The following is an 18,638-nucleotide window of genomic DNA, read 5'->3' on the forward strand; positions in this document are numbered from 1 at the left end:
TATGACCGATCCACTGCAACCCGTATTCCGCGCCCTTGGTGATCCCACCCGCCGCGACATCCTCAAGATGCTCGGGCACACCCCTATGACCATCGCTGAGGTGGCAGAGAATTTCGACATGACCCGCGCCGCCGTCAAAAAGCACCTTGTGGTGTTGTCTGATGGCGGTCTGATTTCCGTATCCGCCCGAGGACGCGAAAAAGTGAACTCTCTGAATGCCTTAGCTCTCAAACCCGCACTCGAATGGATGGGGTGGTTTGATCAGTTCTGGGATGACCGTTTGACCGCATTGAAAACTGCAATTGAAAAGGAAACTTCTGATGACACTGGACGCAACAATGACTGAGCTTTCCCAAGACACGACCATTCGCAAGTCTGTGTTTCTCGCCGCGCCCAAAACACGCGTATGGGACTTCTTAACCAAAGCGGACCTGCTCAAAGAGTGGTTTCACCCTGCCGACGCTGACTTGGCTGCGGGCGAAGAGTACACATTGCTCTCTCAAAAGGATGGGGATCGCATGTGCTGGGGCAAAGTTGTGGAGGCCCGTCCGCACGACTACATGAAATGGGATTTCACTGTGGGCCCAATGCAAGGTCAGATGACTTCTGTGACTTGGGAGCTGTCAGACGCGCCCGGCGGCACACGCTTGACGTTGATCCATTCCGGCCTGCCCGCCAACGCTGATGGTTTTGGCTTGGTTCTGGCGCTGGACAAAGGCTGGCACGGCTTCCTGCTCAACCTGCATGACATGCAATAACCCACAAAAAAAGCGCCCTACAATCTGGGGCGCTTTTACTCTCTTTGGAACAGTTTAGCGGCGCATTTGGCGCTGCTGAGAGGTGCGGCGATCCACTTTCACCGGCACCGGTTCTGCCAACATCACCGGCATCATCTGGCGTTTGCCACCACCGGGATGTTCATCCTCTTTCATGCGCATGACAGCGATGCCAAACTGCACCCCGGCGAACACAATCCCATTCAGCACCCACATGACCGCGACGGCCAAAACACCCTCAGAGCTGTTGCTCATAAGATGCCAAAGGTTGGCAACGTTGAAAGTGAGCAACATCGCCACAAAGGCTGCGGAAATGGCGAACCCAATGGCCACCTGGCGGATGTACAGTGAAATAAGCTTTGGCATGGCAGTGCCTCCTCGCACTCATTAAACGACAGCTGCACCAGAACAGCAAGTCACGTCGGCGCGACACCTTGTCCTGTTTGCTCTATGCGCATGCAACGTGCATATCCAGCAGCGCGTCGTCGGTTTGGCACACCCTGACCGCTCAAGGTTAACAGGGCTTTAAAATCCCCAGCGCCTCACTGTGCTGCCATCATCTCCGCCATGGCCTCAGGTGGGATTTCACCTTCAAAGCTTTGCAGGCCCATCTCCCCACGGATCATTATTGCGGCCTCTGGCACCGCCATGCGCGTGCAGTGACCTGCGCCGCTTGATTTGCGGCAATCCTCACAATGGCAATGGCCAACCGTGATGGGCTCGAACTTGTCGGGGATCGCTCGACACTGGTAATTTTGCGCAATCTTGTCAACGGCAAAGCAAAAATTGCGGATTTTCTGGCAGGCCCAGAAAAGATCACAACCAACATATGGGCGTCGCGGCTCTCTCAAATGGAAGACAACGCGCTGGTCATCAAACAACCTTACCAAAGCAATCCGCCGCGGCACAGCTACTAACTCACGCCCAAAGGCGCGGATTTGCTGCCGCTGATGCAGAGCCTCTCACGCTAGTCCAATGTGCATATGCCGCACATCCGGACCCCGCCACAGTATTTTATGGATATGACGCCCAAAGCAGCGGCTGAGGCAGGTGCAAAACCACCCGCGTGGCGCTTAGAATGCTTCTGGCTTGGCTTCGCGGGCCATGTGATCAAGCACAGCGTTCACAAATTTGCTTTCTTTGCCTTCCGGGAAAAAAGCCAAAGAGATGCTGACGTATTCAGAGATTGCCACTTTGGGTGGCACATCGCTTTGAAGCAGCTCTGCGCCAGCCGCACGAAACAGCGCGCGCAGTGTTGGGTCAATCCGATCAATTGGCCATTTTGCAACCAATGCACGGTCGGTCATTTGGTCAATTGGCGCTTGATAGTTCACCGCGTCCTCAAGCGTTTTGCGGAACAGGTCCACATCACCCTCGATCATATCGGTACCCTCATCAACTTCGGCTCCAAACCGATGGTCCAAAAACTCCACCCGCACCTGATCCACTGTCTGGCTTGAGCTTTCCATTTGAAAGAGCGCCTGCACCGCATAAAGACGGGAGGCGGATTTCATCTTGCGTTTCTGGTTACCGGATAGGGTCATGCCGATGGATTGTCCTTGAGTTGACCAGCCAATTTGTAGTCTTCGGTGTCGGGCAAAAAGCCGACTCCTTTGCGCTGAGCGCCCCACTTACGGCTCAACGCCACAAGATGCAAGGCCGCAGCCGCCGCCCCACCACCTTTGTTCTGATCCGCCGGATCGGCGCGCACTTCGGCTTGTGTGCGGTTCTCAACGGTCAGGATGCCATTGCCGATGCACAATCCCTGAAGGCCCAGCAATTGGATCGCACGACTGCTGTCGTTGCACACCGTGTCATAATGGGTGGTCTCACCCCGAATGACACAGCCCAAAGCGACGTAGCCGTCAAAGTTGCTCATGCGCTCCGCAATGCCAATTGCGGTGGGAATTTCCAGCGCACCGGGCACGTTGACAACCTCATAAGTGCCACCAGCGGCCTCAATCTCGGCCACGGCACCCGCCAGCATATTGTCGGCGATGTCCTTGTAATACGGGGACATCACAATCGCGAGCTTCACCGGCTTGTCAAATTCTGCGCGCGGCATGATGTAGTGGTTTTCTGCGCCAGCCATGATTTATTCCTCCGACAGAATGGGACGTGTGCCCACAATAGACAGCCCATAAGCGTCCAGACCAAGATATTTCGTTTTCGGGCTGTCTGTCAGCAAAATCAGCTCCTTACAGCCCAAGCTGGACAGGATTTGCGCGCCAAGCCCGGTGCGTTTGACAATACGAGGGCCCTCGTCATCCACCGCATAAAGGCTGTGACGGGGTTCGCGGAACAGACACACAGCGCCACGGCCTTCTTCTGCAATCTTGCGCATCGCAGCTGGCAGCTCATTGGCAGACTTAGGCCCCAGACCCAAAACGTCACCCGCCTCATGCAGCGCGTGGGTGCGCACCAAAACCGGCGACTCTGTGGAGATATCCCCTTTGATCATCACCACATGCTCTACGCCGTGGATTTGGTCGGTGAAAATCCGCATGTCCCAATCCCCGCCATATTCTGACGTCACGGTTTCTTGAGAGGTTTGCACCACCTCATTGTCCACGCGGGAGCGATAGGCAATCAGATCGCTGATTGTACCGATTTTCAGATCGTGTTTTTTGGCAAAGTCTACAAGCTCTGGAAGACGCGACATGGTGCCATCGTCATTCATGATCTCACAGATCACCGCACTTGGGTGACACCCCGCAAGACGCGAAATATCAACCGACGCTTCCGTGTGCCCGGCCCGCACCAGCACCCCGCCGCGTTTTGCACGCAACGGGAACACATGCCCTGGCGTTGCCAACGCTGCCATGGTGTTCTGTTCATTGATCGCGGTGGCGATGGTCAAAGCGCGGTCACCTGCAGAAATCCCAGTACTGACCCCTTCGCGCGCCTCAATGGAAACGGTGAAAGCTGTTTCGTGGCGAGAGGAATTGTTCACCGCCATCATCGGCAGATCCAAGCGGTCAATCCGCTCTGCGGTCATGGGCAAACAGATCAAGCCGCGCCCATGCGTGGCCATAAAATTGACGGCATCCGCGTCCGCGAACTCTGCCGGAATGATCAAATCACCTTCGTTTTCACGATCCTCATGATCCACAAGAATGTACATCTTGCCATTGCGCGCCTCTGCAATGATTTCTTCAATCGGACTGATGGCGTCGCGCAGGCTTTGCTCTACGGGGCCGGGCTTTTCAAAGGACATGGGCTGTCTCCGCTGTGTTGCGGCTCAGATAGACCAAAGACGGAATGAACGCCAGTGCAGCTGCGACGCCAATGCGTTCAAAAACGCAACGGCACATGGCTATTCCCGCACAGTGCCGTGGTTCTTTGTGAAAGAGTGCGGCTCCCGCCATTTTCCAAAGCCTATCGGCCTTCTTGCAAATGTTGGGCATGGCTCGGCAGAAGCTGAGCCTGGCAACGCCGCAACGTGAGTGAGATGAATGGATGTGGAGGACACAAATGTGCTGGGCATGTAGCCCCGCTCTGTGGCCCCGGCTGGATGAAATCTGAACAGCGGCCAACTTACTTTGCGCGCAGGCGCGCACGTTGCATCACCGTCCGCGAAAGGTCACCGGCAACTGTGGAGATGTCTTGGCAAACCTTTTAGACCATTACCACCACCGCTCTTGTGCCTTGGCATCCTGCCGGGCCTCAGCCACATCGGGTCCAAGACCGCCAACGACGCCATAATCCATATGGTTGGGACACACCCTAGCGTGCCCGATGTCCACACGCATTCTGGGTCTGCGGAGCTTTGTAAATGCGAAGCAAACACCACGTTTCAGATGCTATTTACCCTGCCCGCGAATGAGGCCCTGAGCGCAGCAGGCTCAGGGGGATATGTGTCCCCCAGCCATCACCGGGTGACTGGCGGATGGGAGCTGGCCCGAAGACATCTCTGCGAAACCGGCGGGCGGACACCATTGACGAGTATCTTCAACTGGCCTGCGTCTCCCCTAAAAGGGCATATCTTAACCGCGCAACACTTCGCAGGCACAACGCAAAATCTACCCGACGCAATACCAACGCGATACTGACGTGTTACCGATGTTGCGTTTGTAGCGCTCGTCGCCTTAAGATTTCATCTCAGCAAGCCGCGCCACGTAACGCGCCAGCGTGTCAATTTCGAGATTGATCTTGTCGCCAACCTGAGCATTTCCCCAAGTCGTCACCTGTTTGGTGTGTGGAATAATGTTGACCCCAAATTCGCAACCCGACACTTCGTTGACCGTGAGAGACGTACCATTCAACGCCACGGATCCCTTGGGCGCAATGAATTTTGCAAGGGATTCCGGTGCCTTAAATGTAAACCGCGTGCTGTCACCTTCATCCGCCATCGCGGTGAGCTCTGCCACGCCATCCACGTGACCAGACACGATATGGCCGCCCAGTTCATCCCCAACCTTTAGCGCACGCTCAAGGTTCACTTTGCAGCCCTCTTTCCAAGCACCCAGATTGGTTTTCGAAACTGTTTCTGCAGAGATTTCAACGTCATACCAAGCATCACCCAGCGCGATCACGGTCAGGCAAACCCCATCGCTGGCGATGGAGGCCCCCATGTCGATGCCCGCAGTGTCATAGGCCGTTTTGATCCGCGCCCGTAGGTCACCTCGTTGTTCTAAGACACTGATTTCGCCCACGTCTGTGATGATTCCGGTAAACACGATCGTCTCCAATGCATTGGTTTGCACCAGACCTACCTGCCTCCCACGGCCAATTCAAGCCACGCACCTGCGTCAAACCTCTGGCACGGGCGCACCATATTTTTGCCATGACGAACCCGTAAGATTTTGTTTAGAAGCGACCTATAAGGTTAACACGCATGACAAACCCAGCCAGCGAGCCAAAGACGTTCTTGTTTTTGCAAGGTCCCCACGGGCCCTTTTTTGCTGTGCTTGCCCGGATGCTGCGCCGATCTGGCTCTAAAGTTTGGCGAGTTGGCTTTAACGCAGGTGATCGGGCTTTTTGGCCCCATCGCAAAAGCTATATTCCCTTTCAGGACGTGCCAGAGAATTGGCCCAACACCCTTCAAGAAATCATTTCTGACAAAGGGGTTAGTGACATTGTTCTATATGGGGACACCCGCCCAATTCACGCGCATGCCGTTGAGGTGGCCAAAGCAGCCGGCCTCAACGTGCACGTCTTTGAAGAAGGCTACCTACGCCCCTATTGGGTCACGTACGAGCGCGGCGGCTCTAACGGCAACTCTCGGCTGATGTCGATGGACATCCCGCAGATGGAAAAGGCCCTAGAAGGCTCGGACATGGAAACCCCCATGCCACCTGGCCATTGGGGCGACATGCGTCAACACGTGTTTTATGGCGCACTCTACCATTGGTGTGTGATGTTTGCGAACCAACGCTATCGAAATTTTCGCCCCCATCGCGCCCTAACCGTTACGCGTGAGTTTCAGCTTTATATTCAACGCCTTATCTTGATGCCCTTTCACGCGTTGGAACGCCGTATTGCAACCTTGCGCATCCGATACGGTGGCTTTCCTTACCATCTGGCGCTGCTCCAGCTTGAACACGACAGCAGCTTTCAGATGCACTCTCCTTTTGACAGCATGACCGACTTTCTGACCCTGTTGATTGAAAACTTCGCCTCCGGCGCCCCCATGCACCATCACCTGGTCTTTAAAGCCCACCCTCTTGAGGATGGTCGCGTGCCGTTGCGACGTGAAATCAGACGCTTGGCAAAGCAACATCAGGTTCAGGATCGCGTGCATTACGTCCGTGGCGGCAAACTTGCGCAGTTGCTGAACGATGCGCGGTCTGCAGTAACGGTAAACTCTACCGCCGCACAACAGGTCCTCTGGCGGGGCATCCCGTTGAAAGCGTTTGGCAATGCGGTCTACAACCAGCCGGAGTTTGTAAGCACACAAGCTCTGCCCGATTTTTTTGCCGGCGCCTCGCGCCCTGACAACCGCGCTTATAAAACCTATCGACGTTACCTGCTAGAGACGAGCCAAGTGCCCGGCGGCTACTATTCTGCCCGCGGGCGCAGACAGCTGATGCGCCAGGTTGTTGACATGATGCTCTCCGGCCATGACCCATACGACGCGCTTGCGGCAGGCACAGCGGCACCAAGGCAACAGTTGCGCCTCGTAAAATAGGCACCACTAAGTCTAGCGCTGGATTTTTGGTTTGAATTTCGATAAGTTGTCTCAAAAAACTGAGGCATAATAAAACAGGTCGAGGAGACCGAGCAGTGAAATTCTTTGCATCCCGATTGGGTAAATGCGCCGTCTTGGCTGTCGCATTGGCAGCAGTGACGTCCTGTAGCTTGGTGCCCCGCTCCGGCCCCAACAAACGTGAAATATATGCAGGTTCGGTGCAGCGCGAAGGCGATGCCTTCATTGTTGAAGTCAATGACCGCGTGTCGCGCGCCACTGCTGTCGTCCCCGCTCTTGGCTTTTCAAACAACTTCCAAAGTGCAGGACAGCTGGGCTCGGACACGATCCGCCCCGGTGACATACTTGCGCTGACCATCTGGGAAAACGTCGACAAACCGCTTCTGGGACCAGAGGGCCAAGTTGCAGCTGTCCTCGAAGAAGTTCAGGTCGATGGTGCCGGGTTTATCTTTGTGCCCTATGCAGGCCGGATCCGTGCGGCTGGCAACACACCTGAGGGCATCCGCAGGATCATTTCTGCAAAATTGGAAGAGCAAACACCCGATCCTCAGGTCGAAGTACGGCGCGCGGCTGGCGACGGTGCCACAGTGTCTTTGGTAGGCGCAGTTGGCGCTCAGGGTGTTTACCCAATCGAACGCCCCACACGCACATTGTCTACAATGCTTGCACAGGCAGGCGGGGTGACCATCGTACCGGAGATTGCACAAATCACCGTTTTGCGAGGGAAATCCACCGGACAAATTTGGTTTCAGGACCTATATGACAATCCAGAACTCGACATCGCGCTACGGGGGGGTGACCGCATTCTGGTCGAAGAAGACACCCGGGCCTTCACAGCTTTGGGTGCAACTGGCACACAGAGCCGGGTGAACTTCTTCACCAAAGATCTCTCAGCCATCGAAGCGCTGGCACAAGTGGGTGGTCTGACACCGACCAACAGTGATCCAACCGGCGTTTTTGTGTTCCGTAACGAGGAAGACAACATTGCCAACAACGTGCTGGGTCGCAAAGATCTCAATGGTGCGCAGCGCATGGTCTATGTTCTAGACCTGACCAAGCCCAATGGCATGTTTATGGCCCGGGATTTCGTCATCCGAGACCGCGATACCCTCTACGTCACTGAAGCTCCGATCACCACTTGGGACAAAACCATCTCTGCGATCACGGGCACTCTGACTTCTGCAGACACACTGAGCAGCCTCGGCGGCCTCTAAGCGTGCCTAAGCACCCTGAAAACAAAGCCGCCGGGAGCGATGCACCCCGGCGGCTTTTTGCGTTCAACGGCGGCTTCTTTTTTCAGAGGCGCTTAAGACGAATGCTTTCGCTTTCTGGCTATGATCTTCGCATTGGTCGCCCCAATGAAGACGATCTGATCGCGATTTGGGGCAACAGCCCAACAGCGCATCGCGGCCGCGCAATGTCGGAGCGAACTGGCGCAAAATGTCTGTATGTTGAAGACGCCTTTCTTCGGTCTTTGTTTCCGGGACGGATTGGAAAAGAACCCCCACTCGGCTTAATGATCGATACTAAAGTTCCGCATTTTGATCCCAGCCAACCCTCTGATTTAGAACTTATCCTCAAACGCCACCCTCTAGATGACACCGCGCTTCTGGATCGGGCGCGCGGGGCGATTGCGCGCCTAAAAGAAAGCCATCTCACGAAGTACTCTGCCGTGGATCCAAAACGCGCAGCGCCTGCCCCCGGCTATGTTCTTGTAATTGATCAAACCCGCGACGATGCAGCGGTGACAGCCAGCGGTGCCAACGACGCACGCTTTAAAGAGATGCTGGTTCTGGCACAGGAGGAAAACCCGGGGTGTCCTGTTGTGATCAAGAGCCATCCGGAGTCTCAAAGCGGCGCTAGGCTTGGCTACTATGGGCCCGACGATGTGACAGAGCGCGTTAGCCTCTGCACCGATGCTCTTAGTCCGTGGGTGCTATTTGAAGGGGCGGTTGCGGTTTACACGGTGTCTTCTCAAATGGGCTTTGAAGCCATATTTGCGGGCCATAAACCGAGGATATTTGGGCAACCATTCTATGCAGGATGGGAACTCACGCAAGACGAGTTCCCAGTTTACCGTCGTCAGCGCCGTCTCACGCGAGCCCAGCTCTTTGCCGCCGCGATGATCCTGTATCCGCAGTGGTATGACCCATGCAATAACAGCCTCTGCCCTCTTGAAACGTCACTGGAACATTTCGCCGCTCAAACCCGGGCGTGGCGCGAAGACCGCGCAGGGTGGAACGCATATGGCATGCGGCTTTGGAAGCGCAAACCGTTACAAGCGTTCTTTGGAGCGCACAAATCGATGGTGTTTGAGAGTGCGCGCTCTGATGCTCCAAAACTCGCTTGGGCCAGCAAGACGGCCACCGAAGGCGCTCATCGGTTAGAAGACGGATTTTTGCGATCGCGTGGACTTGGCGCGGAACTCGTTCCGGCATTGTCGTTGGTTTGTGACGATTTGGGGATCTACTACGACCCCAACCGTCCCAGCAGATTGGAACAAATGATCGCCGCACGCGAGAAACTACGACCTGACCAAGAACAACGCGTGTACGCCTTAATTACGAAACTCAAAAGAGCACGGCTAAGCAAATACAATCTTGGTGGCGAACATCACGACCTCCCGACAGGCCGCTGCATTCTGGTTCCCGGACAGGTCGAAGATGACGCCTCGATCATCAAGGGCACAGACACCATCCGTACAAACTTGGACCTCCTTCGAGCCGTACGCAAAGCCAACCCAAACGCGCGTATTCTCTATAAACCTCATCCGGATGTCGAAGCCGGGCTGCGCGCCGGTCAGGTCACCCGTGAACAGGCTGAGGAACTGGCCGACTTGGTATTAGAGCACGCCGACATGGGGTATCTGCTCGATCATGTGCATGAGGTCTGGACAATGACTTCGCTCACAGGTTTTGAGGCACTGATAAGAGGGTGTTCTGTCACGACTTTTGGCAGCCCGTTTTACGCGGGCTGGGGTCTCACAAATGATCAAGGGGCGCCCCCGGAACGCCGGTCCGCTCGCCCGACGTTGGCCGGACTGGCACATGCGACGCTGATCGACTACCCGCGGTATCGTGACCCGATCAGTGGCTTGCCATGTGCTGTGGAAACTGTCTTGGAGCGCTTGCAAAGTGGTGACATCCCCCACCCTGGCCTTGCCAACAGGACGCTCTCCAAACTTCAGGGACGATTTGCGAGCTATCAGGCGCTTTGGCGCCGCTGAACAGCTTAGCGAGCTTGCCTTTGGGCCTCGACCCGGTGCCAGACACTAAGGATGTCACGTCCGACTGCACACTGGGAAACGAGGTCAAACCGTGGTGCCTCTGCCAGCCGTGCCAAACCCATAGCGCCAATGGCGGGATGCCCTTCGGCTCCGATTACCACGCCCGCAGAGAATGTAATCAACTCATCGACCATGTCGGTGGCTAGTAACGACGACGCCAAAGCACCGCCTCCTTCACAAAACACCCGCGTCAAACCACGTTTGCCCAACGCTTTGAGCACCGCAGGCGCAGAGAGATGGACGCCATCCAGGCCACAAGGCAGCAGCTCCGCGCCCAAGTCGCGCCACGTCGCTTGCAGGGTTGTGTCGGCGTCATGCCCGTGTGCGATCCAAACCGGAATCTCCTGAGCTGAACGCGCCAAATTTCCCATCAGTGGCAAATCTAATCTGCGTGACACCACCACCCGCACGGGCTGATGTGACGCCCCCATATCACGAACTGTCAGCGATGGATCGTCTGCGCGCGCGGTTCCCCCGCCAACCATCACGGCATCATGACGCATGCGCATGCCATGCACAGCACGACGGGCCTCCGGTCCCGTGATCCAACGACTTTCCCCAGACGCCGTGGCAATACGCCCGTCCAGCGTGGTGGCCAATTTAAGCGTCAAAAACGGGCGTCCAAGATCGGTTTTTAGAAAGAACCCCTGTAGATCGCGCGCAGCTTCGTCTGCCAAAACCCCGGTTGTCACCTCGATGCCCGCCTTCCGCAGCATCGCCAACCCTTTTCCTGAGACGCGCGCATCGCTGTCTTCGACTGCCACCACAACCCGGGCCACCCGCGCTGCAATAAGAGCCTCTGCACAAGGTGGAGTTTGGCCATGGTGGGCACAGGGTTCCAGAGAAACATAGACTGTTGAGCCCTGCGCTGCGCTGCCAGCCTGGCTAAGCGCCACGGGTTCAGCGTGAGGTCGTCCACAAGGCTGTGTCCACCCTCGGCCCACGACACGCCCCTCTTTGACGATCACGCAACCAACGGCGGGATTTGGCCAGCACAAGCCCTGCCCACGCCGCCCCAAACTTAGGGCCAGCGCCATGAAACGACGATCAGTCACGTTTATTCCTCTGGAACAGAATCCGGACGCAGTTCGCTCACAAATTTATCAAAGTCATCAGCCGCCTGAAAGTTCTTATAGACACTGGCAAAGCGGACATAGGCCACCGTGTCGATCCGCGCCAAAGCCTCCATGACTATTTCGCCAATGGTTTTTGATGGGATGTCAGTCTCGCCCATACTTTCCAATCGACGCACAATACCGGAGATCATTTGGTCAATCCGCTCCGGCTCAACAGGCCGTTTTTGCATAGAAATTCGGATCGATCGTTCCAGCTTATCGCGATCAAAGTCTTCCCGGCGACCGCTGGATTTCACCACAACAAGATCGCGCAGCTGCACCCGTTCATAGGTGGTAAAGCGACCTCCGCATGCTGGACAAAACCGACGACGGCGGATCGAAACATGATCTTCTGCGGGCCGCGAATCTTTTACCTGAGTGTCGATGTTTCCACAAAACGGACAGCGCATAGACTTCCCCTTGGTTCAGCTGCTCAAAACAAATGCCCCGCAACATGCGACGCCGGTTGGGTATTTTCCCAACTTATCCACAGGCAGTATAGGGGAGCTACAATTCTTTGGGTAGAGGCAAATGCAAACCGCTACATAGGCTAAAGGGGGAAAAAGCTGATTTTTTTCCCTCTGCGATTTTGTCATCACTAAGATACAAGGGCGTCATGGCCCCTCAGCCTGTCCAATCATGTACCAAAATGCGCTGCTACACGTCTCGTGTGCGGCGCATTTCTATGTTCAAAGACGTAAATTCCCTGCCAGGTGCCCAAAGCCATTTGTCCATTAGAAATAGGGATCGACAGCGACACAGGCATCATCGCGGCCTTTATATGGGCCGGCATGTCATCGGGCCCTTCATAGGTATGGGTCAAAAAGCGCATCGAGGGATCTGTGGTTGGCGGCACCAAACGGTGAAAAAAGTTCTGCAAATCCAACTGCACTTCGGGGTCCGCATTTTCCTGCACCAACAGACTACAAGAGGTGTGTCGCACAAACAGTGTGAGCAAGCCACTGTCACCGTGCTGCGCCACCCAACGTGCGACATCAGACGTAAATTCATACAATCCCGGGCCCCGGGTAGAGATGCTAAACTCAGATTGCAAAATCCGGCCCCTTTGCGGCTTTAGTCATCTGAGGTCGGCAAAGGAGCACAGCTATTGCGCGCACGTCCAACCGTCGTCGCATCTCCGACTTCAGGGCCCCAACCCTTTCGCGCCGCACGGCCAGTTGCCCCGCTGACTTGATCTGGCGGCTTCAATGAGAACTGCGCAGCATCTGGGCTTTTCATTGTTACACCTTGGCCTGCACCTCCCACGGCATATACCAATGCTGTGTCTGGAGCGTTCAGGACGCGGCTGGCATAGCTGCCTGCACCACACCAAAAGTCAGAACGCACGCCAGCCGGACGCGCAAAAACTTCGATCACATCCGCATTCACTGGGTTCGCCCGCACACCGTTTTGCGCAGTGAAAGCCGTACTGCCAGAAATATCACATCCCCCGGCAACCAACAAAAGCACAAACAGAGTTTTACGCATTTCGCTTCCCTTTCTCCCTACGCAGATAAGATGACCTGCGTCGATGCACCATCACCTCTAAAGAGGGAATTGCCCCGCCTGCAAACCACAAGAGCTGCTGGCATCGGCTACAAACTTGCTTCGCCCAACCCTTGGGCCCCAATACGATTTATGCCCGGTCGCCCCGGTGACCTGCGCCGGCGGCTTCAGACTGAATTGTGCACTGCTTGGTGCTTTTGTGGTGACAGCAGGTCCGCCGCCGCTAACAACGTAAACACGGTCATTGACCGCGGCACCCAGAGCACGGCGGGCATATTCTCCGGCACCGCACCACAGCTGATTAACCTCATTGTCAGGTCGCGCAATCACTTCAAAAACATCCGCATTAACCGAATTGACGCGCACTCCAGTCATGGTCACAAAACCGCCGCCCCCGTCAGAGCACGCGACAAGAGCAGTCAAGGTAACTGCACACAAACTCAACCGCATTTTTGCCTCCAAAGCATCCAGTACGCCATGTACCCTTAGCTGTTTGTGACAGACAAACAACTGACGAGACACCGCTTACAAAATGGTATCAGGGGAAAAAGCGATCAAAGCCTTCCCAGCAGTACCGGCGCGCATCGCCCACAAACTCTTCTTCTCCCAAATCTGGGCCCCATGTGGCAACGCGACCAGATGCTCCGCTTGCTTGGCCCGGAGGCAGCAGAGAGAACTGAATTGTGTTCGGGGAATTTACTGTGAAGCCACTTCCAGCGCCGCCGACCACATAAAGTCGTGCGTTTGATGGGGCACCAAGCTCCCGAGACGCGTATTCACCACCGCCGCACCAGAACTGATTTATCTCATTGCCGGGGCGCACATAGACCTCAAAGGTGTCTGCGCTCACGGGATTCGCACGAATGCCGCCTGATGTGATAAACCCGCCCTCACCGGTTGTATCACATGCGACGAGCCCAAAAATCAGAAAAATAGAAAGTCGTTTCATAACAAACCTAGTTAACAGCGCCCGCCCAATCTGGCCGACATCACCAACTTAGTAATAAACGAAACAAGAAAAAAGGGGATGCCTAACCTATGCATGCCCCGTTTGCGCAATCGCCCTGTCCCTGCGCGTTAAAAGATCAAATCGCCCATTTGATCGATCATTTGCTTTGCTTTGCCGATAGAAGCCTCATTCGCCTCATCAAGATCACGGATCATGTCCGCCCGTATGAGCGTGTGTGACTTTGCTTCGCCATTAACCGTGCCCTCAATCCGAGCTGAAATGCGAAACTGCCCGCCCTCTTCAATTGGAGTGGGAAGGATTCGATACCCCTTGTAGTCTAAGGGCTGAGGCGCGGAACTCTCTTGCTTTGGAGCTCCGCCACCCAATAACGACTTCAACCAAGACATCTCTTATTGGTCCAGAAAACTACGCAACTTGCGACTGCGGCTTGGGTGCTTCAGCTTACGCAGCGCTTTCGCTTCAATCTGACGAATGCGCTCCCGCGTCACGCTGAACTGCTGACCAACCTCTTCAAGAGTGTGATCGGTGTTCATGCCTATGCCAAAACGCATCCGAAGAACACGTTCCTCACGCGGTGTAAGCGAGGCCAATACGCGGGTTGTGGTCTCTTTGAGGTTTTCCTGAATCGCACTATCCAGCGGCAGGACGGCATTTTTGTCCTCGATGAAATCGCCCAATTGGCTGTCTTCTTCGTCCCCAATTGGCGTTTCCAGAGAAATTGGCTCCTTGGCGATTTTCATCACCTTGCGCACTTTCTCAAGCGGCATCTGTAGCTTCTCAGCCAACTCTTCTGGTGTGGGCTCGCGACCAATTTCATGCAACATCTGGCGGCTTGTGCGCACCAATTTGTTGATTGTTTCGATCATGTGCACAGGAATACGAATGGTGCGTGCCTGATCTGCAATTGAGCGTGTGATCGCCTGACGGATCCACCACGTTGCATAAGTCGAGAACTTGTACCCACGGCGGTACTCAAACTTGTCCACCGCTTTCATTAGGCCGATGTTGCCTTCCTGAATAAGATCAAGGAATTGCAAACCACGGTTGGTGTATTTCTTCGCAATCGAGATCACGAGGCGCAGGTTCGCTTCAACCATTTCCTTTTTGGCTTGGCGCGCTTCTTTTTCGCCTTTCTGAACCTGTTGGACGATGCGGCGGAATTCAGGGATGTCCAAACCAACATACTGGCCCACTTGCGCCATGTCGTTGCGCAGCTCAACCACTTTTTCGGAAGAGCGCTCCATGAACATCTGCCAGCCACGACCAGCCTTCTCAGACATATCCTCAAGCCATGTTGGATCGAGCTCGCGTCCCCGATAGGCGTCAATGAACTCACGGCGGTTGATACGAGCTTGGTCAGCCAGTTTCACCATTGAGCTGTCAATCTGCATAACGCGACGGTTGATACCGTAAAGTTGGTCGATCAGGGCTTCGATACGGTTGTTGTGCAGGTGAAGCTCATTCACCAATTCAACAATTTCGGAACGCAGTTTCTGGTATGTTTGTTCGTCGTTCGAAGAAAACGTGTCATCTTCATTCAGGGTCGCAGAGATCCGCGCATCCTGCATATCGGATAGCATGGCAAAATCGCGAGCGATGACATCAAGCGTTTCCAAAACCCGCGGCTTCAGTGCTGCTTCCATTGCGGCAAGCGACATGTTGGCTTGCTCGTCTTCATCATCGTCATCATCATTGGCAATTGGATTGCCGTCTGCATCAAGTTCTTGAGCAGGTTCTTCGTCTTTTTTCGGTGCGGAAGTCACATTGGCCGCTTCAGCCACGGGCGTTTCTTCTTCGCCATCCTCTCCCATCTGGTTGCCAAATGTGGTTTCCAGATCGATCACATCGCGCAACAAAATATCTTCGGACAAAAGTTCGTCGCGCCAGATGGTAATCGCTTGAAAGGTCAGCGGGCTCTCGCACAACCCGGCAATCATCGTGTTACGGCCAGCCTCGATGCGCTTCGCAATCGCGATCTCGCCCTCACGGCTGAGCAGCTCAACGCTGCCCATTTCCCGCAGATACATCCGCACCGGATCGTCAGTGCGATCCAGTTTCTCATTGCCGCCGCTTGCAACGGCAACACCGCGATTCGCAGACGATGTGTCCACAACAGCTGTGGATTTTAGTTCTTCTTCTTCGGCTTCTTCGTCCTCGATGATGTTGATGCCCATTTCTGAAAGCATCGACATCACGTCTTCGATCTGCTCGGAACTCACCTGATCGGGTGGCAGAACTTGGTTCAGCTGATCATAAGTGATGTAGCCCTTCTCCCGGGCCTCAGCGATCATCTTCTTGACGGCAGTCTGGCTCATATCGAGTGAGATTTCTGCGTCCTGATCGGCGGGCTTCTGGTCGTCGGTGTCCTTGGCGGCCATTAAATGCTCCTGCAAGTTCGGGCTGAAGGTGATTCGCTAGCCCCGAATCAACCTTGCCATGGGGTGATTCGCAACCCCACATCGCCCGTTTTCTTCATGTGTTGCTCACAAGGTGTCTTCAGCCCCGGCGTGGTGGCCGTCCGCCCCTTGTAAAATCAATGGTTTCGCGCAACGCGTCGAGCGCGGCACGTTCGTCTTTATCGATGGGTGCCCCGTTGGATCCAACGGCAAAATCCCCACCTTCTTCCTGTTGGCTTTGCATCGCTTTGTTGCGTGCTTCTGCCGCTTGCCCAAGGCGCCACGTCATGGCCTCGTCAGCCACCCCCATCAAATCTTCTTCGGCCTCAGCGATTTCTTCACTCAACCCCCTAACAGTCTTGAGCTTTGCAAGCTCTTCGGTCAGCGTCACTCGGGCGAGCGTTGCGTCACCGGCTTTGCGCACTGCAGGGGTAATCGCCACATGGGGTTGCCGCAGTAGGTTTTCAACCGCCTCCGGCCCTAAAGCCATTTCAACGTTGCCCCGTGGGTCAGCTGAGTTGGCATACCGCAGCAACACGTCGCGCAGCTGCGCATTGTCCGGATCCAAGCATTCCATATTTTCAATGGCGTAATCAAAATCGTCCAAGATCTCAGGTGTTACCAAGGCAACCGCCAACACCACCGCTTCATGTAAACGTTGCTCAACAGGCCCTTCACTGGCAGCAAGCATGGAAACCTTGGTGCCACTTCGGAACGCGGGTTCTGATTGCCATTTGCCTCGCCGATTGCCACCAAACGTCCCGCCCCCAACACGTTGAGGGCGAAATAGCTGAAACCTCAACTCTTTGATGGCTTCACCATAGTGACGCTTGATGGCTTGATCTTTGATCAGATTGATCTTGGATTTCAGCTGCATATCCAGCGCTGCACGGCGCTCGGGGCTATCAAACACCTTGCCCTCAATCTCACGTTGCCACAGCAGATTGACCATCGGAACGGCGCCATCCAGCACTTTTTGCACGGCACTCGCGCCTTTGGCACGGATCAGATCGTCCGGATCTTGGCCCTCTGGCATCACCGCAAATCGCAATGACTTGCCCGATTGCAATAACGGCAGAGCCAAATCGATCACACGCATTGCGGCACGAATACCAGCTTTGTCACCATCCAATGCGATGATCGGTTCATCCGAAATACGCCACAACAGCTGCAGCTGGCTTTCAGTCACCGCGGTGCCCAAAGGCGCAACCGATGCGCCAAAGCCTGCCTCTGCCAACGCAATGACATCCATGTAGCCTTCCGCCACAACAAGCGGATGTCCTTTGCCCGCTGCTTCCCTAGCGGGGGCATGGTTATAGAGGTTTCGCCCCTTATCAAACAGCTCCGTTTCAGGACTGTTAAGGTACTTGGCGTTGTCGTTGGGATCCATCGCACGACCACCAAATGCGATGCACTTACCGCGACCGTCCCGGATCGGGAACATTATCCGGTTGCGGAACGTGTCATAGGGTTTGCTACCTTTGTTGGAGGCTTTTGCCAAACCCGCCCCAAGGATCAAATCCGGATCGACGCCTTTGCCCGTAAGATGATCCCAAAGTCCCTGCCAACCATCCGTGGCAAACCCGATGTCAAACCTATCACGCGCTTCCTCTGATAACCTGCGCCGATCCAAATAGGCCCGCGCATCGGTCCCCGCGCCGGCATGGAGCATCAGCCGGAAGTGCTGCACGGCCATTTCCATAACCTCTGCAAGTTGGGTGCGTCGATCAGCCTTCTGCTGCGCTTGAGGATCTCGCTTTGGCATAGTCATACCGGCCTCTTCGGCCAATATTTCCACCGCCTCCATAAACCCAACGTTCTCAGTTTCGGTGACAAACTTTATGGCATCGCCTTTGGCCTGACATCCGAAACAATAATAGTATCCCTTCCGGTCATCGACGTGAAACGACGCGGTTTTTTCGTGATGAAACGGACATGGAGCCCACATGTCCCCCTTGCCCTGATTGGATTTTCGCGGATCCCACATAACTTTGCGCCCCACCACCTGAACAAGGGAGGTGCGGTTGCGTAGTTCATCTAGAAATCCGGGCGGTAGCGACATATCGTTCCGATCAGTTTGAAACGGACTTTTGCATTTCTTGAATTTGGTCCCAATTGTCCAGACATTGAGTTTCCAATTGGACACCCAAATCAACTTTTTTCAGATCCCGTCGTTTCGCCTCATACACAATTGGGGCAAATTGCGTGATCACAACGTTGTAGTTTTCGGGCCAACTTGGCTCGTTTTCAAGCAAATGTGCCTCAAGGTCGTCAAGCTTCACCCGATCCAAGCGGGCATCTTGGATCGCCTTCATAATCTCGCCTTGATACTTACAGACCTCTTCTTTGCCGTCGGCTGCATAGGCTGCGCTGCTCAACAGAAGCGCGGCTAGGGTATATCGGACCATGAAGGCCTCCTGAATCACTTTAGACCCGGTGAG

At 55.0% G+C, this 18,638-nt stretch carries 21 protein-coding genes and 1 pseudogene; 6 read left to right on the forward strand and 16 right to left on the reverse strand.

From position 1 onward, the window contains the following. The first annotated feature begins 1 nt into the window (after position 1). Both ABWV47_RS03620 and ABWV47_RS03625 read left to right on the forward strand, forming a co-directional pair. Positions 2 to 346 (forward strand): ArsR/SmtB family transcription factor, encoded by a 345-nt coding sequence (locus tag ABWV47_RS03620; RefSeq protein ID WP_353308479.1) that lies wholly within the window; start codon positions 2 to 4, stop codon positions 344 to 346. Beyond that, positions 321 to 758 (forward strand): SRPBCC family protein, encoded by a 438-nt coding sequence (locus tag ABWV47_RS03625; protein WP_353308480.1) that lies wholly within the window; start codon positions 321 to 323, stop codon positions 756 to 758. Before ABWV47_RS03620 ends, ABWV47_RS03625 begins: the two co-directional genes overlap by 26 nt. Before the next feature lie 54 nt (positions 759 to 812). On the opposite strand, the gene ABWV47_RS03630 is transcribed toward ABWV47_RS03625, so the two are convergent. Both ABWV47_RS03630 and ABWV47_RS21045 read right to left on the reverse strand, forming a co-directional pair. Beyond that, complete coding sequence (locus ABWV47_RS03630; protein ID WP_353308481.1) at positions 813 to 1,142, reverse strand: hypothetical protein; 330 nt, start codon at positions 1,140 to 1,142, stop codon at positions 813 to 815. Between the two features lie 284 nt (positions 1,143 to 1,426). After that, positions 1,427 to 1,513 (reverse strand): annotated as a pseudogene (locus tag ABWV47_RS21045) (GFA family protein); the annotation flags it as partial. Between ABWV47_RS21045 and ABWV47_RS03640 the strand changes: the two are divergent. Continuing rightward, positions 1,472 to 1,693, forward strand: coding sequence for a winged helix-turn-helix transcriptional regulator (locus ABWV47_RS03640; protein WP_353308482.1), 222 nt, complete (start codon positions 1,472 to 1,474; stop codon positions 1,691 to 1,693). The pseudogene ABWV47_RS21045 and the gene ABWV47_RS03640 overlap by 42 nt on opposite strands. 156 nt (positions 1,694 to 1,849) lie before the next feature. Here the strand turns inward: ABWV47_RS03640 and nusB are convergent, their stop codons facing one another. The 5 genes from nusB to ABWV47_RS03665 form a co-directional block, all read right to left on the reverse strand. Further along, positions 1,850 to 2,320, reverse strand: a complete 471-nt coding sequence (nusB, locus tag ABWV47_RS03645; protein ID WP_353308483.1) for a transcription antitermination factor NusB — start codon at positions 2,318 to 2,320, stop codon at positions 1,850 to 1,852. Next, positions 2,317 to 2,868, reverse strand: coding sequence for a 6,7-dimethyl-8-ribityllumazine synthase (locus ABWV47_RS03650; protein ID WP_353308484.1), 552 nt, complete (start codon positions 2,866 to 2,868; stop codon positions 2,317 to 2,319). The genes nusB and ABWV47_RS03650 overlap by 4 nt, the downstream gene beginning before the upstream one ends. Positions 2,869 to 2,871: 3 nt before the next feature. Next, the gene (gene ribB, locus ABWV47_RS03655) at positions 2,872 to 3,993 is read right to left on the reverse strand and encodes a 3,4-dihydroxy-2-butanone-4-phosphate synthase (protein ID WP_353308485.1); all 1,122 of its coding nucleotides are present in this window, start codon (positions 3,991 to 3,993) and stop codon (positions 2,872 to 2,874) included. 409 nt (positions 3,994 to 4,402) lie between these two features. Next, the gene (locus tag ABWV47_RS03660; RefSeq protein WP_353308486.1) at positions 4,403 to 4,528 is read right to left on the reverse strand and encodes a hypothetical protein; all 126 of its coding nucleotides are present in this window, start codon (positions 4,526 to 4,528) and stop codon (positions 4,403 to 4,405) included. A gap of 336 nt (positions 4,529 to 4,864) precedes the next feature. Then, positions 4,865 to 5,455, reverse strand: coding sequence for a riboflavin synthase (locus ABWV47_RS03665; protein ID WP_353308487.1), 591 nt, complete (start codon positions 5,453 to 5,455; stop codon positions 4,865 to 4,867). Positions 5,456 to 5,613: 158 nt separating this feature from the next. On the opposite strand from ABWV47_RS03665, the gene ABWV47_RS03670 reads away from it, so the two are divergent. The 3 genes from ABWV47_RS03670 (at position 5,614) to ABWV47_RS03680 (ending at position 10,150) form a co-directional block, all read left to right on the forward strand. Continuing rightward, positions 5,614 to 6,906 (forward strand): capsule polysaccharide biogenesis protein, encoded by a 1,293-nt coding sequence (locus ABWV47_RS03670; protein WP_353308488.1) that lies wholly within the window; start codon positions 5,614 to 5,616, stop codon positions 6,904 to 6,906. Between the two features lie 95 nt (positions 6,907 to 7,001). Then, positions 7,002 to 8,138, forward strand: coding sequence for a polysaccharide biosynthesis/export family protein (locus ABWV47_RS03675; RefSeq protein WP_422064030.1), 1,137 nt, complete (start codon positions 7,002 to 7,004; stop codon positions 8,136 to 8,138). A 101-nt stretch (positions 8,139 to 8,239) separates the two neighbouring features. Then, complete coding sequence (locus ABWV47_RS03680) at positions 8,240 to 10,150, forward strand: capsule polysaccharide biogenesis protein (protein ID WP_353308489.1); 1,911 nt, start codon at positions 8,240 to 8,242, stop codon at positions 10,148 to 10,150. Positions 10,151 to 10,155: 5 nt separating this feature from the next. Here ABWV47_RS03680 and ribD read toward each other — a convergent pair whose 3' ends face one another. The 9 genes from ribD to ABWV47_RS03725 all read right to left on the reverse strand — a co-directional run bounded on the left by ribD (position 10,156) and on the right by ABWV47_RS03725 (position 18,605). Further along, on the reverse strand, positions 10,156 to 11,271 hold the full coding sequence (gene ribD, locus ABWV47_RS03685; protein ID WP_353309581.1) for a bifunctional diaminohydroxyphosphoribosylaminopyrimidine deaminase/5-amino-6-(5-phosphoribosylamino)uracil reductase RibD: 1,116 nt from the start codon (positions 11,269 to 11,271) through the stop codon (positions 10,156 to 10,158). After that, the gene (gene nrdR, locus ABWV47_RS03690; RefSeq protein WP_353308490.1) at positions 11,268 to 11,735 is read right to left on the reverse strand and encodes a transcriptional regulator NrdR; all 468 of its coding nucleotides are present in this window, start codon (positions 11,733 to 11,735) and stop codon (positions 11,268 to 11,270) included. Before nrdR ends, ribD begins: the two co-directional genes overlap by 4 nt. 227 nt (positions 11,736 to 11,962) lie before the next feature. Next, a complete protein-coding gene (locus ABWV47_RS03695) occupies positions 11,963 to 12,379 on the reverse strand; it encodes a secondary thiamine-phosphate synthase enzyme YjbQ (RefSeq protein ID WP_353308491.1) in 417 nt (138 codons plus the stop codon). A gap of 20 nt (positions 12,380 to 12,399) precedes the next feature. Next, positions 12,400 to 12,813, reverse strand: coding sequence for a hypothetical protein (locus ABWV47_RS03700; protein ID WP_353308492.1), 414 nt, complete (start codon positions 12,811 to 12,813; stop codon positions 12,400 to 12,402). Between the two features lie 556 nt (positions 12,814 to 13,369). Further along, the gene (locus ABWV47_RS03705) at positions 13,370 to 13,780 is read right to left on the reverse strand and encodes a hypothetical protein (protein ID WP_353308493.1); all 411 of its coding nucleotides are present in this window, start codon (positions 13,778 to 13,780) and stop codon (positions 13,370 to 13,372) included. Positions 13,781 to 13,908: 128 nt separating this feature from the next. Next, on the reverse strand, positions 13,909 to 14,187 hold the full coding sequence (locus ABWV47_RS03710) for an HlyU family transcriptional regulator (RefSeq protein ID WP_353308494.1): 279 nt from the start codon (positions 14,185 to 14,187) through the stop codon (positions 13,909 to 13,911). Positions 14,188 to 14,190: 3 nt separating this feature from the next. Beyond that, positions 14,191 to 16,179: an RNA polymerase sigma factor RpoD gene (rpoD, locus tag ABWV47_RS03715; protein ID WP_353308495.1), complete on the reverse strand. Its 1,989-nt coding sequence runs from the start codon at positions 16,177 to 16,179 to the stop codon at positions 14,191 to 14,193. A gap of 118 nt (positions 16,180 to 16,297) precedes the next feature. After that, on the reverse strand, positions 16,298 to 18,259 hold the full coding sequence (dnaG, locus tag ABWV47_RS03720) for a DNA primase (RefSeq protein WP_353308496.1): 1,962 nt from the start codon (positions 18,257 to 18,259) through the stop codon (positions 16,298 to 16,300). Positions 18,260 to 18,269: 10 nt separating this feature from the next. Continuing rightward, positions 18,270 to 18,605, reverse strand: coding sequence for a hypothetical protein (locus ABWV47_RS03725; protein WP_353308497.1), 336 nt, complete (start codon positions 18,603 to 18,605; stop codon positions 18,270 to 18,272). Positions 18,606 to 18,638: the final 33 nt, after the last annotated feature.

It is taken from the genome of Shimia sp. NS0008-38b (genome assembly GCF_040370365.1).
In the GTDB taxonomy this organism is placed as follows: domain Bacteria; phylum Pseudomonadota; class Alphaproteobacteria; order Rhodobacterales; family Rhodobacteraceae; genus Shimia.

Coding starts and splice junctions, on each gene's coding strand:
- ABWV47_RS03680 (WP_353308489.1), top strand. CDS start 8,240: ATGCTTTCGCTTTCTGGCTATGATCTTCGCATTGGTCGCCCCAATGAA.
- ABWV47_RS03660 (WP_353308486.1), bottom strand. CDS start 4,528: ATGCGTGTGGACATCGGGCACGCTAGGGTGTGTCCCAACCATATGGAT.
- ABWV47_RS03710 (WP_353308494.1), bottom strand. CDS start 14,187: ATGTCTTGGTTGAAGTCGTTATTGGGTGGCGGAGCTCCAAAGCAAGAG.
- ABWV47_RS03650 (WP_353308484.1), bottom strand. CDS start 2,868: ATGGCTGGCGCAGAAAACCACTACATCATGCCGCGCGCAGAATTTGAC.
- nusB (WP_353308483.1), bottom strand. CDS start 2,320: ATGACCCTATCCGGTAACCAGAAACGCAAGATGAAATCCGCCTCCCGT.
- nrdR (WP_353308490.1), bottom strand. CDS start 11,735: ATGCGCTGTCCGTTTTGTGGAAACATCGACACTCAGGTAAAAGATTCG.
- ABWV47_RS03670 (WP_353308488.1), top strand. CDS start 5,614: ATGACAAACCCAGCCAGCGAGCCAAAGACGTTCTTGTTTTTGCAAGGT.
- ABWV47_RS03705 (WP_353308493.1), bottom strand. CDS start 13,780: ATGAAACGACTTTCTATTTTTCTGATTTTTGGGCTCGTCGCATGTGAT.
- dnaG (WP_353308496.1), bottom strand. CDS start 18,259: ATGTCGCTACCGCCCGGATTTCTAGATGAACTACGCAACCGCACCTCC.
- ribB (WP_353308485.1), bottom strand. CDS start 3,993: ATGTCCTTTGAAAAGCCCGGCCCCGTAGAGCAAAGCCTGCGCGACGCC.
- ABWV47_RS03625 (WP_353308480.1), top strand. CDS start 321: ATGACACTGGACGCAACAATGACTGAGCTTTCCCAAGACACGACCATT.
- ABWV47_RS03640 (WP_353308482.1), top strand. CDS start 1,472: ATGGCAATGGCCAACCGTGATGGGCTCGAACTTGTCGGGGATCGCTCG.
- ABWV47_RS03725 (WP_353308497.1), bottom strand. CDS start 18,605: ATGGTCCGATATACCCTAGCCGCGCTTCTGTTGAGCAGCGCAGCCTAT.
- rpoD (WP_353308495.1), bottom strand. CDS start 16,179: ATGGCCGCCAAGGACACCGACGACCAGAAGCCCGCCGATCAGGACGCA.
- ABWV47_RS03630 (WP_353308481.1), bottom strand. CDS start 1,142: ATGCCAAAGCTTATTTCACTGTACATCCGCCAGGTGGCCATTGGGTTC.
- ABWV47_RS03620 (WP_353308479.1), top strand. CDS start 2: ATGACCGATCCACTGCAACCCGTATTCCGCGCCCTTGGTGATCCCACC.
- ABWV47_RS03700 (WP_353308492.1), bottom strand. CDS start 12,813: ATGCGTAAAACTCTGTTTGTGCTTTTGTTGGTTGCCGGGGGATGTGAT.